This is a genomic window from Aquirufa beregesia, from assembly GCF_011090385.1.
GTDB lineage: Bacteria > Bacteroidota > Bacteroidia > Cytophagales > Spirosomataceae > Aquirufa > Aquirufa beregesia.
In genome coordinates, this window is record NZ_SEWW01000010.1 from 97,440 (window position 1) to 112,500 (window position 15,061).

A 15,061-nucleotide genomic window follows, 5' to 3' on the forward strand; every position below is an offset into this window, starting at 1 on the left:
AAAAATAAAATGTGCTAATTAGTCTTACTTCACCTCCCAAATCGTAATTTGTTTTAAGTCTAATTTACCTTTCTCCGAAAAAATAGATAGACTTTCCTTGGACGATGCAGGAAAACGTAGTGATGTAATGGCTACTGTGCCATCCTGAGCCAATAGCTCTAGCATAGAATGATCGACCCATACCCGCATATGCCGAGATCTTCCTTCCACCCAAGGGGCAGAATCAAGTTTGAAAAACCCAGGACTTAAGATCTTCCCAGAATGAGATCGATCAATGAACCATTGTTTTTTGTTTTCATCAAATGCGACCAAGGTATACTCCTGAGGATTATCTACCGATTGCCACTTTAATCCCCAGAGATCCGCATGGCTTTCTTCTACTTCCACATCGACAAGATAGGATTTACCTTGTAACATCTTAAAACCATTCAATATTTTTGGTTTTGAAATGGAAATATCTTTTGCCATAAAAGTGGGCTCCATTTGATTAAAATCAGGTTGAAATACCTGTTTTAATCGTAAACCTTCCTGAGTATCCACTAAACTTAGTTTTCGAACTGATGACATTTGCCCTTTCCAGGGATAGGTTGGCTGCTCTTTAGCATATTGCCAACTCAATGCCCAAGCCAACCACAATACTTCTTTTTCTGGTGCATTATAAAAAGGTATAGCGGCATAAAAATCCTTCCCAAAATCAACGAATAGTTTTGTGTCGCCAGAATTTTCATTGATAAAAGTCTTGCCATTAAATTCGCCCACAAAATACTGCATCCCTACAAAACCTTTTTGCACTCCTTGCGACGAATTAAATAAGACCCATTTACTTTCCTTTTCTCGTCCTTCAATAGGCAATTCAACCAAGGATGGACATTCCCAAATCATCTCCAATTCTCCTTGATTACTGAATTCACTCAATAAATTCCATTGAATCAGATTTTTAGAGCCATAAAATTGAACAGATCGCTCCAAGGGTTTAGCGATCGACATGACATATTGTTTACTGGCCTCGTGCCAAATGACATTGGGGTCACGAAAGTTTAACAATTGTATATCCAAAATCGGATTATGCGCATATTTCTTCCAAGTCAAGCCTTCATCATTGGAATAGGCCAAATGCTGTTCTTGCTTTTTATTGGGATAATCTGCCGTATAAATGGCCACTAAAAGATCCATATTCGGATTACCTAAACCAGATACATGATCTTTATCCCAAACCACACAACCTGAAAAAATAAATTCTTCCCCATGCGGAATGGCTATAGGTAGTTCTTCCCAGTGCAACAAATCTTTGCTTCGAGCATGTCCCCAGCTCATATTTCCCCAGTCATTTCCTTTCGGGTTATGTTGGAAAAACACATGGTAATACCCTTTGAAATAAATCAATCCATTGGGATCATTTGTCCAATTCTTTTTAGGAGAAAAATGTGCGGCTGGTCGCCAATGTTCCGTGGGGCTTTGTGCTGAAATCGTGAAAGAAATAGCTAGCAACAAGCATCCTAAACAACTAAGAAGCTGAATACTTTTGGAAAGAGTTTTCATGGGCGTCAATACGTAAAAAGTAAGCATTACATAATGCTGGACTAAACCAATCCCCTAAGTTATAATAAGTAGCATCAGTTCCTAGTTCCCAAGCAATGGGATGATGCCGATGTCCAAAAATATAACTAGATGATACTTGCTGTTGAATGAGGTCCTTTTGATATTGCTCTTGAACAAATTGTAGAATATAATCTGTCTCAGGATGAAACGGTACGGCACCTTGCGTGATGGCATTCGTCTTTCGGGTATTGGACCAAGCATGTGCTAATCGAATTCCTAAATCTGGATGTAGCCATTGAAATAAAAACTGGGCAATCTTATTGGTAAATACTTGCTTCAGGACTTTATATCCATAATCTCCAGGTCCTAAACCATCCCCATGACCCACGAATATTGATTTATAACTTCCGTCGCTAAATGCTAGCTGAAAACGCTCAGGATGGCGGTATATCTTGGCAGCTAACTCCTCTTGAAAATAATCATACATCCATAAATCATGATTACCCACAAAAATATGAAGTTCTATGCCAGCATCAGATAGATCCGCTAGCTTCCCTAAAAAGCGAATAAATCCCTTGGGGACAGCTTTTCTATATTCAAACCAAAAATCGAATAAATCGCCCAGCAGAAAAATGGCTTGAGCGTCTACTTTAACTTGATCCAGCCAGTTCAATAAATAAGCTTCTCGCTCCCTACTTTCCTTTTCATTCGGAAAACCCAAATGGAAATCAGAGGCGAAATAGACTTTTTTACCAGCAGCTACCTGAATATGTTTCATAAAAAAAGGGGTGGTCAAGCCACCCCAAAAATTAGTTAAACGGCCGATTCACCAGAAATATCATCGGAAGCTATGGTTTCTTCCTTTTTTACAGCCTTAGCTCTTGGCTTTTTAATCGTTTTCTTGACTTCCTGGACATCCGGTGCAGATTCCGCTTTTTCAGCTAAATCACGCTCATCCTTAGCTTCCTTACGCTTCTTTTCCGTCTCTCCTTTGATATACTCTTGATAAGAAGTTAATTGCTCAAATGGACGAGGACCAACCAAAGCTTCTAAATCACTTTGAAACAATACCTCTTTTTTCAACAATTGTTCTGCCAGTATAATCAATTTAGCTTTCTTTGAACGCAATAAAGCCAGCGTTCTCTTATAGGCTTCCGCGATAATCTTACGTACTTCCTCATCTATTTCACGGGCCGTAGTTTCAGAATATGGTTTATTAAATTGGTATTCTGTTCCTTTGGAATCGTAATAAGAAATATTACCCAACTTATCATTCATACCATAAACTGTCACCATGGAATAGGCCAATTTGGTGATTCGCTCCAAATCATTCTGTGCACCGGTAGATATTTTTCCAAAAATAATTTCTTCGGCTGCTCTACCGCCCAGCGTCACACACATCTCATCCATCAACTGTTCTGTACGATACAAAAACTGCTCTTTGGGTAGATATTGCGCATAACCCAAAGCCGCTACTCCACGAGGAACAATGGATACTTTCACTAATGGATTGGCATGCTCTAAAAACCAACCAGCAATGGCATGCCCCGCTTCATGGTGAGCTACTATATTTTTTTCTTCAGGAGAAATCAATTTATTTTTCTTCTCCAAACCTCCAATCACACGATCCATAGCTTCTTGGAAATCAGTCATTTCCACCGCTACTTTATTTCTACGTGCAGCAATTAAGGCTGCTTCATTACATACATTGGCAATCTCTGCTCCAGCAAAACCAGGAGTTTGAGCAGCTAATTCTTTTACATCTACACCATTCGCCAATTTCAATGGCTTAATATGTACTTTGAAGATAGCCTCACGACCAATGATATCGGGTTTATCAATACTGATGGTACGATCAAAACGACCCGGACGTAATAAAGCTGAATCCAATACATCTGGACGGTTTGTAGCGGCCATGATGATAATTCCTGAATCCGTAGCAAAACCATCCATCTCTACCAATAGGGAGTTCAAGGTGTTTTCTCTTTCATCGTTGGCACCTGGCATAGAACCACGTCCACGAGAACGACCTACTGCATCTATCTCATCAATAAAAATGATACAAGGTGCTTTTTCTTTGGCTTGTTTGAATAAATCACGGACACGAGCAGCTCCTACCCCGACAAACATTTCCACAAAATCGGAACCTGAAAGGGAGAAAAATGGAACCCCAGCTTCACCTGCTACGGCTTTAGCCAATAAGGTTTTACCAGTCCCTGGAGGGCCTACTAATAAGGCACCTTTGGGGATTTTACCTCCTAAATCGGTGAATTTTTTTGGAAATTTTAAAAATTCGACAATTTCTTGAATCTCTTCTTTGGCCTCATCCAAACCAGCTACATCGTTGAAAGTAACACGTACTTTCGACTCCCCTTCGATCAGCGTAGCTTTACTACGACCAATATTGAAGATTTGTCCGCCGGCACCTCCACCTCCCCCCATGCGGAAGAATAGGAAATAGAAACTTAAACCCATCAAGATAAAGAAGCCCCAAGTACCCAACCAATCCAATGGACCTGTACGGGTTTCAGGTTTGGCCATGATTTGCTCATTACGAGGAAAAGCCTTTTGTCTATCTTCTAAAAAACGTTCAAAACCCTCTTTTGAAATAATTTGAAACTCAAAATGAGGGCCTTGTTTCACTGAAATAAGGCCTTGAGGAGAGTTTTTAAAATACTTAGCTACATAATTTGGCTTCAGATTTACCTCCACCAATTTATCATTGACGATGGTTACGCCTTCTACTTCTTTTTGAATCAACATGGACTCAAATTGTTTCTGAGAAATCTCTTGAAGGGTTCGTTGTTTAGTAAAAAAGAACATACTCACCACGGCGATCATCAAACCAATGACCATCCAGCTTTGCATGCCTCCAACAGGTTTTTTAGGTAATCGAGGGGGAATTCCTGACCTCTTTGTATTCTTTGAATTGTTTACTTGTTTTGCCATTGGTTATCTATTTGGGCTTGTAACAATGTAGCGGAGTGATTAAGTTTCTTTTCTAGTAAAAAATCTGATTATTCCAGACCATCAGTCAGGAATGATCGTAAATTTAGCGTCTCCCCATAATTCTTCTAATTTAAAAAAGGCCCTCTTTTCCTTTAAAAATACGTGAACGATGACATCATAATAGTCCATCAAAATCCACTCACGATTGGCTTTTCCTTCAATGGTATGAGCATGTAATTTACCTGCTTCCCATATTTCTTTATCTACAGAATCAGCAATGGCATCAATTTGGGTATCTGAGGTACCTGAACAAATCACAAAAAAATCCGTAAAGGCATTCTGTACACCGCGCAAGTCCAATACCATAATTTCCTGTGCCTTTTTTTCTTGCATCCCCTTGACTACCCAATTCACAATTTCTTCCGAGATATCTTCTTTGGGGGACTTAATGGAACTTTTACGCATATATTGTTTTGATCTAAATGTTAATAGAGAACTATCTTAACGATTAAAAAATTAAATTTGTTCTACCAAGCTTAAAATTACAAATAAATTTGAACAATTACCACGCACCAACCCGGTTCATAGGCAAATTGGCGAAATACATTCCCACTTGCCCTTCCACCAATTCCATGGCTTTTCAAGAGTCTTTAGAAAGCAACATTCCCGAAGGATTTGCTTGGGTAGCCGGACATCAAAGTGCTGGTAGAGGACAAAGAGGGAATACGTGGCAGGCGGAACCCGATCAAAACTTATTAATATCCTTTCTGCTTAAGCCCCCCCATTCCCTGCTTGAAAATCAATTCTATCTCAGTAAGGCTATAGCGCTAGGTATTCTGAATGGACTACAAAATTGGGCCGCCGAAAACTATGGAGAAAAACTCCCCTTAACCATCAAATGGCCCAACGATCTGTATTTAGATGGAAAAAAATTAGGAGGAATATTGATTGAAAACAACTTTCAATCTGGGCTATGGACCTTTTCCATCGTGGGGATTGGACTGAACATCAATCAAACCAACTTTGCTGATTTACGAGCTTGCTCCCTGAAATCCTGGATGAAATCGCCTCAATCCTTTGATTTACATGACATCTACAAGCATATTTCTCTAGGGATAGAGCAGGAATACTTATATTTTTTAGAGCAAAAATTCCATTTTTTAGATGAAAATTATCATCAAAAATTATTTAGATTCCAAGAATGGCACTCATATGAAGACAATCAACACGAATTTATAGGTAAGATTCTAAGAGTCAATGCGCAAGGCCTTTTAATCATGGAAAAACCAGCAGGTGAACAAGTCTATGAAATAAAGGAATTAAGTTTTATTTTTAAGGACTAACCTTAGAAATAAAGCCTGTCCATGATTGACCACTACCGTAGTAACTTGGAGAATTTTCTTTATTGGGCAGAACATCGGCCAGATGCTATTTACTTAAAACAGCCTGTTGGCCCCCATTTCCAAGATTATACCTATCAAGAGGTGGCCATTCAAATCAGCAAAATAGCTAATTACCTCCGTCAAACAGTAGATACGCAGCGTCCTAATCACGTGGGTATATTGTCTAAAAACTGTGCCCATTGGATTATGGCTGATTTGGCCATTGCCGCTGCAGGGGCAGTTTCGGTTCCCTTTTACCCCACATTGACTGCCGATCAATTGAACCAAGTATTGGTACATTCCGACTGCCAAATACTCTTTGTGGGAAAACTAGATCAGTGGGAAAGCATACGAGCGGGTATTCCTCCGCACATTACATTGATTTTCACACCAGAACACGAGAGTCCTCTTTCGGAATCTCATTGGACAAGCATTGAAGCCCAAACTGCACCCCTGGAAAACTTCCATCAGGCAGAAGCTGATGAATTGAGTACGATTGTGTACACTTCTGGCACAACGGGCTCTCCCAAAGGTGTCATGTTACATCATGGCGGCATTGCACAAGCCATCAACTTAGCTAAAGAAGCTGCTTATTTACAAGAACCGAATAACCGATTTATATCGTATCTCCCCTTATGCCATATTGCTGAGCGCAACTTTGTGGAGTTTGCGGGTACTGCGTCAGGTGGTACCATTTATTTCGTGGAAACCCTAGACAGCTTTAAAGAAAATTTAGTGGCTTGTCGACCTACTCATTTCTTAGCCGTACCTCGTATTTGGGCCAAATTTAGAGAAGGCATTTTGCAAAAAATAGGAGGGCAAAAACGCTTACAACTATTGCTTTCCATTCCCATCCTCAGCGAATTCATTCAAAAGAAAATCAAAACAGGTTTGGGTTTAGATCAAACCAAAATGAATGTAACAGGGGCGGCACCTATGCCAACAGAATTATTGCAATGGTTTCAAAAACTTGGGCTTCCGATTCAAGAAGCTTATGGGATGACAGAAAATATGGGATTTAATTCATTAATGCCTCGTGATCAAATTCGATTGGGAACGGTAGGGAGACCTTGGCCTACTTGTGAAGTAAAATTAGACCCAGAATCTCAGGAATTATTGATGAAGGCCTCTTACAATACCACTGGATATTACAAAGAGCCCGCTTTAACTCAGGAGCTATTTGATGGACCATGGTTAAAAACCGGCGATATGGCCGAATTGGATTCCGAAGGATTTATTTCCATCATTGGTCGGGTCAAGGATAATTTCAAAACAAGCAAAGGGCAGTACGTGGCACCTGCCCCCATTGAAAACATGATCTTATCGCATGAATGGATTGAACAAGCCTGTGTGGTAGGCACTAATTTACCTCAACCCATCGCATTGATTATATTGAATACGGAAGGCAAAAAAGCCGACAAAAATAGCCTAGAGATGGCCTTGGATGGCATCAAAAGCAACCTAAAGCCTCATTTCAAAAAATATGAACATTTGTCCAAAATGGTCATATTGAGAGAGGATTGGACCATCGAAAACCAATGTATTACCCCTACCCTAAAAATCAGAAGACAAGCGATTGAGAAAAAATTCCAAGATAAATTAGAAGCTTGGAATCAGCATCCTTCGACCATACTTTTTGAATAATTCATCTTAGGGTAAATTAATAGCTGTGCTTTTTGACTAAATTAGATGCATGAGACGCTTGTTAACGCCTAATGTTGTCATATTCAGCTTATTTATTTGCCTTGGACTAGGTTTGTCAACAAGTCTTTTAGGTCAAATGGTGACGGTAGATAGCATACATTTCAGAGGTAATGAGCGAAGCAAAAGAAGTATTCTGAACCGAGAATTAGATTTCAAAGAAGGTGATCTGCTTGACCTCAATGAAGTAGACCAAAAACTGGAATTCAGTCGACGGAAACTCATGAATACCAATTTATTCATTTGGGTTCGTTCGGAATATCACCTATCAAAGGCTGGAAAATTAGTCATCAATTTTGATGTGTTGGAACAATGGTATTTTCTGGCTTATCCTGTTTTTCAATTAGCTGACCGTAATTTAAATGAGTGGTGGGCCCGAGGTCATCCCTTGGATCGAGCGATATATGGAGTTCATTTACTGCACACCAACTTTAGGGGAAGAGCTGAAAAACTGATGCTTAAAGCGGAAACAGGTTTTTCTCAGCGTTTGGAATTCTCTTACAATAATCCCTACATAGACCGCAAAAAAACATTGGGCATTGGATTTAATTTGGATTATTTAACGAGTAAAAACATCGCCTATAAAACACAAGCTGATACTTTGGTGTATTTAGGTTCTGAAAACATTTTACGTGAAAAATGGAGTGGAGGGGTTACCTTCAGAAAGCGTTTTCGATTTTATGATTTCCAAACATTGGAAGTCAAATACAGTCACAATTTAGTGGCAGATACCATTACTAAACTAAATCCAGTTTATTTTCAAGGAAAATCCAACGAGCAAAACTTCATGCAATTAGGCTATACCTTTTCCTATGATTTCAGGGATTATGTGGTTTATCCATTGGTAGGTAAAAAGATTGACATCAGTTTTCAAAAATTCGGTATCTTAGCCCAAGATGAAATCAATTTTTGGGAGATGAATGCAGGACTATCTTACTATTTTGATTTAGGTAAAAAGTTTTATTTCAGCAGTCAATTTAAAGGGAAAATAACTCAAGAAGGAGCTACAGTCCCATATGCCAATCAACGAGGTTTAGGATATCGAAATGAGGTGGTGAGAGGTTTTGAGCTGAAGGTTGTGGATGGAACCGATTATTTCTTGTCGAAAAACACGTGGAAATACCAATTGTATAAACAAATCATACCCTTGTCATTCATCCCTTATAAGCAATTTAATCAAATGCCCTTATCCATTTATCCTACTGCTTTTTTGGATTTGGCTTATGTTAATCAAGCGAATCGGGTCGAGACTAAAAGTCTTTATGCCAATAAATGGCTGTTTGGATATGGAGTTGGACTCGATATTGTTACCTATTATAATTTTGTTTTGAAGATGGCTCTCCCATTTAATAATGGAGGCAAATATGGCTTTGTGATGGGACTTGGGCGTGAATTCTAAAAAAAAAGCCAGTCAAAGACCGGCTCCTTTTTAAAATACCTAACCACTAATAATCTTAAATATTGTCAGTTTGACGAATCAAACGTAAAAATCATTGAACAAAAATAACACTATTTTTCTAAAAACAGAATATATCAAATTTGAAATTTTTTAATTTTAGAAATTCAATTATACTACATTGTTGAATCTTACTCAAATGAACCCTAAAACAAGCTTATTCCAAAATTTTCCAACATTTGCTCTCATTATCAGTTTATTGATAATAAGTAATGCATGTCAAACGACAACAGATAAACAGGAGGCAAATCAGAATACCCCGGAATCAAAAAAACAAGCCAAGCAAAAAGCTTGGGATGAAAGTACCCCCTTATTGCAACGAATCACCCTGGGTTCAGCAGGGGTTATCAGGAATGTTTCTTGGGGACAGGATATGTCGACGATTGGCGAGAAAGTGGAATTATCAGAAACTCAACCCAGCGTAGGGAAATCTTATACTCAATTCTTTGATGATACGGATCTGAACTTTGTGGACATCACCTATTTACCCGATGAAAACAACCAAGTAAAAGGTATCATATTAAATATCTTTTTAGAAGAACAAGATGAGGTGTTGGACTTAACGGTCAATTTCAAAGAATACTTAGGCAATATATACGGCAATGGCTATGCCAAGGCAAAAAAGATTATTTGGAAAAATGAAAATACCCAGGTCATTTTGGAAGATGTGGGTACTCCCAAAGACCCAGGTATTCAATTAGTATTTTCTAAAATAAACTAGACTTTCCAAATCCATTGACGGGTATCAGCTACCTCGCCTAAACGGATGTGATTGATTTCATGGAATACTTTGGATGAAAAGTCACTTTCTTTTCGTGCAGGTAATTCGTAATCTTTACCTTCAAAAGCAATGACTTGAATCGGTGCAATCACCGCAGCTGTTCCTGCTCCGAATGCTTCGGTTACAGCTCCAGATTGAATACCTTCTACCAATTCCTTCACCGAAAGCGGTCTTTCTTCCACTTTCATACCCCAGTCTTTGGCTATTTGTAAAACAGACTTTCTAGTAACCCCATCTAAAATGGTATCGCCAGTAGGTGCTGTCACTAGAGCGCCATTCACCACAAACATCAAGTTCATGGTTCCCGCTTCTTCTACATATTGATGGGTAGCAGCATCTGTCCAAATGATCTGATCATAGCCTGCTTTATTGGCTTCTTGAGTTGGGAATAAAGAACCCCCATAATTTCCTGCGTTTTTGGAGAATCCTACGCCACCTTTAGCCGCACGAATGTATTCTGTTTCCACACGAACTCGCAATGGCTTGGCATAGTAAGAACCTACTGGACAAAGGAAAATAATGAACTTATAGGTATTAGATGGAGAAACACCCACATACTCATCGGTAGAAAACATGAATGGACGAATATACAAGGAACAACCTTCTTTGGCTGGAACCCATGCCTTATCCATTTGCAATAATTGTCTCAATCCATCCATAAAAATCTCTTCAGGGACTTCCGGCATGCACATCCGAATGGCAGATTTATTGAAACGTTTAAAATTCTCTTCTGGACGAAAAACTAAAATATCATCTTGCTTGGAACGGTAGGCTTTCATTCCTTCAAAAATGGCCTGTCCATAATGCAATGACATCATGGCTGGCTGATAGCTCAATGGGCCGTAAGGCTGAATGCTTACTTTTTGCCAAGCTCCATCGGCATAATCTGCTACTAACATGTGGTCAGCAAAACTGCGACCAAAAACTAAGTGATCAAAATCAACCTCATTGATTCGAGATTGGGCTATGGGTTTTATTTCTATTTGCATCATATTAAATCTTATTGGCTATCTGCCAGAGTTCCATGGAATCTCAGGGATTCCTAAAGAATGATGGAGATAACGGCACATCATGAATAAATAATCGGATAATCTATTTAAATAAGCGATGGATATTTGATAAGCTTCTTCTTTATCTTCAGCTTGAACCCATCTGATTAGGCTGCGTTCTGCACGGCGGCAAACAGTGCGGCAAACTTGTGCCAAGGCAATTGTCTCGTGACCACCGGGCAGAATAAAGACTCGCATGGGTGTCAGTACTTCATCCATCTCATCAATTAATCCTTCAAGCGCCACAATATCATGAAGCTCGATCAACTTCATATTTCCTAAAAATTCGGTAGAATCACTGGCCACATGGGCTCCTAGGACAAACAAACTCGTTTGAATACCCAACACTTTGGCATTCAATTTATCTGCAATTTGTGTATTCAATAATCCTAAATAAGAATTTAACTCATCGATATCCCCAATGGCATCAATTCGCAAATCCGATTTAGATACACCATTCCCATCAGCAAGCCGAGTAAAACCCCTATCTCCGTTTTTAGTATAGATTGCCATGGCTATATAGTATAAGGTACAAATCTACTTTTTTCAAGCCTGAATTACAAGAATGAGGCATAATTATCATTTTCCTGATGGAAAGAATACAAAGATTAGGTCAGTTAGATTTTCAGACCTAATTTTGTGGACATTTTAATCAACGTATGTCGATCGATCATTTCTTTTCTCGAGTATGGCGCATCATATCCATCATTGGATTTGGGGTCTCTCTCCTATTTATATACCGCGGTTTACCTGATCCTACCGCCGTGCATTTTGGTGAAACTGGTCGTGGCGATGGATTTCTACCCAAAGAAGAAGTATTTTATTTGACGGCAGGTATCATGACCTTGATTAATATGCTCGCCTTGCTTTTGATCAAAAACATCCAAAAAATACCTGATTTCCAATTCACGATCTTATTTTCTGTCTTTAAGAAAAAAGGAGGTACCAAGATTAAAGAAACCCTTGGGCATTGGTTGCACATGTTACCCGCTTTGATTAATACCTACATGATCTTGGTATTAAGGGCCTTGCTTTTATTGAACGACGAAAGAACCTATAACCAAGACTTTTCCTATTATCCAATGATAGGAATCATCGCATTGGTCATTTGGATTGCCTACCTACCTGTTCGCTTACTGACCTATTCGGATTATTTGGAAGAATAATGAAGCTTGAATTAGCCCCTTTATCAATTCAGGCATTTGATTATCATCTACCTGAATCCAGCATAGCTTTACATCCTAGTCCTAGCAGAGATGCCTCTCGACTATTGGTTTCTAAAAACAGCCAAATCTCGCACTATCATTTTTATGATATTTTAGATGTCATTCCACCAAACAGTCTGCTTGTTTTTAATAATACTCGGGTAATTCCGGCTAGGATACATCTCAAAAAATCAACAGGAGCCACCATTGAACTATTTCTATTAAAACCTTTGGCCTCGAAAATTGCCACTCAAATCACCATGGAAACCCAGCATGAGGTGGAATGGGAATGTTTGGTAGGTAACAAAAAACGCTGGAAAGCAGGAGAAATCTTACATCAAGGGCTTCAGATTGCCGAGGAAGAAATTCAAATAGAGCTGCATTGGATTGAGCGAGAGAAAAATTGGGTCAGAATAACGTGGAATAGTCAACATCTATTTGCGGAGATATTAAATGCCTTTGGTCAAATACCCCTCCCCCCCTATTTAGGTAGAGATTTAGATGAAGAAGACCAAGAGAGGTACCAAACCATATTTTCCAAAGAATTAGGAGCGGTGGCAGCCCCCACGGCTAGTCTTCATTTTACCCAGAATTTATTGGATCAAATCCCCAGCAAAGGCCACCAAAGTACCTTCATCACCTTACATGTGGGTGCAGGAACCTTTCTTCCGGTCAAAGAAGAAAACATAGCTAACCATCCCATGCATCGGGAACAATTGATTTTTTCCATTCCTATGATGGAAGCCATCCTAAATCATGCGGGTCCTATTGTGCCTGTTGGTACTACGGCTTTGAGAGCATTAGAAAGTTTGTATTGGTCAGGTGTTTATTTACTGGAGCATCAAAGCATAGACCCAGAAGGATTCGTTTTGGCCAAAGAATTTGCCTATCAGCCTAGAGTCAAATCCTATACCGTAAAAGAATCATTGGAAAGAGTCATCAACTATTTACAAGCTATTGGCCAAGAACAATGGATTGCGGAAACGGAATTATTGATCATGCCCGGCTATGAATTACACCTATGTGATGCCTTAATAACCAATTTTCATCAACCTAAATCAACGCTATTGGTATTAGTAGCGGCCATGATTGGTGACCATTGGAAAGAGGTATATGCGGAGGCCCAAGAACAGGGCTATCGCTTTTTAAGTTATGGAGATACGTCATTGTTATTCAAACAGTAGACGAATTCAAGCAAATATGCTTATTTTTGCGACCATTTTATTTATGACAACCCAAGAAAATGCAAGGTAATTTTATCGAGGAATTGAGATGGAGAGGCATGTTACATGACATGATTCCCGGCTTAGAAGAGCAATTAGCTAAAGAAATGACGACGGCTTATATTGGCTTTGACCCTACTGCGCCCAGTTTGCACATTGGAAACTTAGCCGCTATTATGTTGTTAAAGCATTTCCAATTAGCAGGTCATAAGCCCATTGCCTTGGTGGGAGGCGCTACTGGAATGATTGGCGACCCATCAGGAAAGAATGCCGAGCGGGAGTTTTTATCGGAAGATACCTTGCGGGAGAATCAAATTGGCATTCAAAAGCAATTAGAGAAGTTTTTAGATTTCCATGCAGGAGCTAATTCTGCGGAAGTAGTGAATAATTACGATTGGTTCAAAGAATTTAGTTTTTTGGGATTTTTACGAGAAGCAGGTAAGTTTTTAACGGTGAATTACATGATGTCGAAAGATTCGGTAAAAAACCGCTTGGAAACGGGACTCTCTTTTACGGAATTCTCTTATCAATTATTGCAAGGTTACGACTTCTATCATTTGTACAAAACCAAGAACGTCCGTTTACAAATGGGAGGTTCGGACCAGTGGGGTAATATTACTACGGGTACGGAAATCATTCGCCGGAAGGAAGGTACTGGAGAAGATGAAACGGATCGCGCTTTTGCATTGACCACACCATTAGTCACCAAAGCAGATGGCACCAAGTTTGGTAAATCGGAATCGGGTAATGTATGGTTAGATCCAAGCAAGACAAGCCCATATGAATTTTATCAATTTTGGCTCAATACGGCAGATGCCGATGTTCCTAGGTTATTGCGTGTATTCACGTTATTTACGCAAGCAGAAATAGAGAACATGGAATCTCAGCATGCAGAGGCCCCACATTTGCGACTGTTGCAAAAGGCATTGGGTCAAGAAGTAACGACACGAGTACATGGTGCTAAGGTCTGCGAGGAGGTGATGGAGGCATCTACTATACTCTTTGCCAAAGATGCCATTGAACAATTGGAAGCGGCGGCGGAAAGTGTATTCCAACGACTCCCCATCTATCAGGTAAGTCCAGAGGCTTTGGCGGAATGCCAAAATTTGACCGATTTAATCAGTGTGGGATGTGATCATTTAATCTGCAGTTCCAAAGGAGAAGCACGTAAAGCCATCCAAGGAAACGCCATTAGTGTGAATAAAGTAAAAGTGAATAATCCACAAGCAAATATTGATTTTCCGTTATTGCGTAATAAATACTTATTGATTGGCAACGGAAAACAAAAAAATTACATTCTGGCTATCAGCTAGTTGTCGCAATATTGGCGAATTAATTCAAAAAAAATTAAAAAATTTCTTCGCCAATAGTTGCACAAAATAAATAAACCGTGCATCTTTGCACTCCCAATCGCTAGCTAAACGAGCAAGCGCAATAAACGAAGCGAGTACTAGAACAAAGTTTCGATGATGTTCAAAATAGGAGATTAGTTTAAAAGAGTTCTTTGACGTGTTGATAAAAGGAAAAAGTTTGTAACCATTTAAAGTGGTTATGAAGAGAAAAAATAGCATTCAAGACAAGGATAATGACAATTCTTATTTTAATAGTAAGAGCAAAGTCAAACATCCAAAGAATATTTACAATGGAGAGTTTGATCCTGGCTCAGGATGAACGCTAGCGGCAGGCCTAATACATGCAAGTCGAACGGTGTAGCAATACACAGTGGCGCACGGGTGCGTAACACGTATGCAACCTACCTTACATTGGGGGATAGCC

The 15,061-nt window shown here is 39.4% G+C and carries 13 protein-coding genes and 1 rRNA gene (1 of these 14 running past the window's edge); 8 read left to right on the forward strand and 6 right to left on the reverse strand.

Annotated features, from left to right (window positions below):
- Positions 1-24 precede the first annotated feature (24 nt).
- From EWU23_RS12970 to rsfS, 4 genes are all read right to left on the reverse strand, one after another.
- Entirely contained in the window at positions 25-1,539 is a 1,515-nt protein-coding gene (locus tag EWU23_RS12970) for a glycoside hydrolase family 32 protein (protein WP_166232884.1), read from the reverse strand.
- Complete coding sequence (locus EWU23_RS12975) at positions 1,505-2,317, reverse strand: UDP-2,3-diacylglucosamine diphosphatase (RefSeq protein WP_166232886.1); 813 nt, start codon at positions 2,315-2,317, stop codon at positions 1,505-1,507. Before EWU23_RS12975 ends, EWU23_RS12970 begins: the two co-directional genes overlap by 35 nt.
- Before the next feature lie 35 nt (positions 2,318-2,352).
- Complete coding sequence (ftsH, locus tag EWU23_RS12980; protein ID WP_166232888.1) at positions 2,353-4,488, reverse strand: ATP-dependent zinc metalloprotease FtsH; 2,136 nt, start codon at positions 4,486-4,488, stop codon at positions 2,353-2,355.
- 81 nt (positions 4,489-4,569) lie between these two features.
- The gene (rsfS, locus tag EWU23_RS12985) at positions 4,570-4,953 is read right to left on the reverse strand and encodes a ribosome silencing factor (RefSeq protein ID WP_166232890.1); all 384 of its coding nucleotides are present in this window, start codon (positions 4,951-4,953) and stop codon (positions 4,570-4,572) included.
- An 89-nt stretch (positions 4,954-5,042) separates the two neighbouring features.
- On the opposite strand from rsfS, the gene EWU23_RS12990 reads away from it, so the two are divergent.
- The 4 genes from EWU23_RS12990 (at position 5,043) to EWU23_RS13005 (ending at position 9,748) form a co-directional block, all read left to right on the forward strand.
- Positions 5,043-5,831: a biotin--[acetyl-CoA-carboxylase] ligase gene (locus EWU23_RS12990; protein ID WP_166232892.1), complete on the forward strand. Its 789-nt coding sequence runs from the start codon at positions 5,043-5,045 to the stop codon at positions 5,829-5,831.
- Positions 5,832-5,852: 21 nt separating this feature from the next.
- Positions 5,853-7,514: an AMP-binding protein gene (locus tag EWU23_RS12995; RefSeq protein WP_166232894.1), complete on the forward strand. Its 1,662-nt coding sequence runs from the start codon at positions 5,853-5,855 to the stop codon at positions 7,512-7,514.
- Positions 7,515-7,563: 49 nt separating this feature from the next.
- The gene (locus EWU23_RS13000) at positions 7,564-8,970 is read left to right on the forward strand and encodes a BamA/TamA family outer membrane protein (RefSeq protein WP_166232896.1); all 1,407 of its coding nucleotides are present in this window, start codon (positions 7,564-7,566) and stop codon (positions 8,968-8,970) included.
- A 196-nt stretch (positions 8,971-9,166) separates the two neighbouring features.
- Positions 9,167-9,748, forward strand: coding sequence for a hypothetical protein (locus EWU23_RS13005; RefSeq protein WP_166232898.1), 582 nt, complete (start codon positions 9,167-9,169; stop codon positions 9,746-9,748).
- On the opposite strand, the gene EWU23_RS13010 is transcribed toward EWU23_RS13005, so the two are convergent.
- Positions 9,745-10,800, reverse strand: a complete 1,056-nt coding sequence (locus EWU23_RS13010) for a branched-chain amino acid aminotransferase (protein WP_166232900.1) — start codon at positions 10,798-10,800, stop codon at positions 9,745-9,747. The two genes, EWU23_RS13005 and EWU23_RS13010, sit on opposite strands and share 4 nt — an antisense overlap.
- 15 nt (positions 10,801-10,815) lie before the next feature.
- The gene (locus tag EWU23_RS13015; RefSeq protein ID WP_166232902.1) at positions 10,816-11,370 is read right to left on the reverse strand and encodes a cob(I)yrinic acid a,c-diamide adenosyltransferase; all 555 of its coding nucleotides are present in this window, start codon (positions 11,368-11,370) and stop codon (positions 10,816-10,818) included.
- 146 nt (positions 11,371-11,516) lie between these two features.
- Between EWU23_RS13015 and EWU23_RS13020 the strand changes: the two genes are divergently transcribed.
- The 4 genes from EWU23_RS13020 to EWU23_RS13035 all read left to right on the forward strand — a co-directional run.
- Entirely contained in the window at positions 11,517-12,023 is a 507-nt protein-coding gene (locus tag EWU23_RS13020) for an SdpI family protein (protein WP_166232903.1), read from the forward strand.
- Positions 12,023-13,246 (forward strand): S-adenosylmethionine:tRNA ribosyltransferase-isomerase, encoded by a 1,224-nt coding sequence (locus EWU23_RS13025; RefSeq protein WP_166232905.1) that lies wholly within the window; start codon positions 12,023-12,025, stop codon positions 13,244-13,246. The genes EWU23_RS13020 and EWU23_RS13025 overlap by 1 nt, the downstream gene beginning before the upstream one ends.
- Before the next feature lie 59 nt (positions 13,247-13,305).
- Positions 13,306-14,598: a tyrosine--tRNA ligase gene (gene tyrS, locus EWU23_RS13030; protein ID WP_166232907.1), complete on the forward strand. Its 1,293-nt coding sequence runs from the start codon at positions 13,306-13,308 to the stop codon at positions 14,596-14,598.
- A 326-nt stretch (positions 14,599-14,924) separates the two neighbouring features.
- Positions 14,925-15,061: ribosomal RNA gene (locus EWU23_RS13035) — 16S ribosomal RNA — on the forward strand (it continues 1,369 nt past the right edge of the window).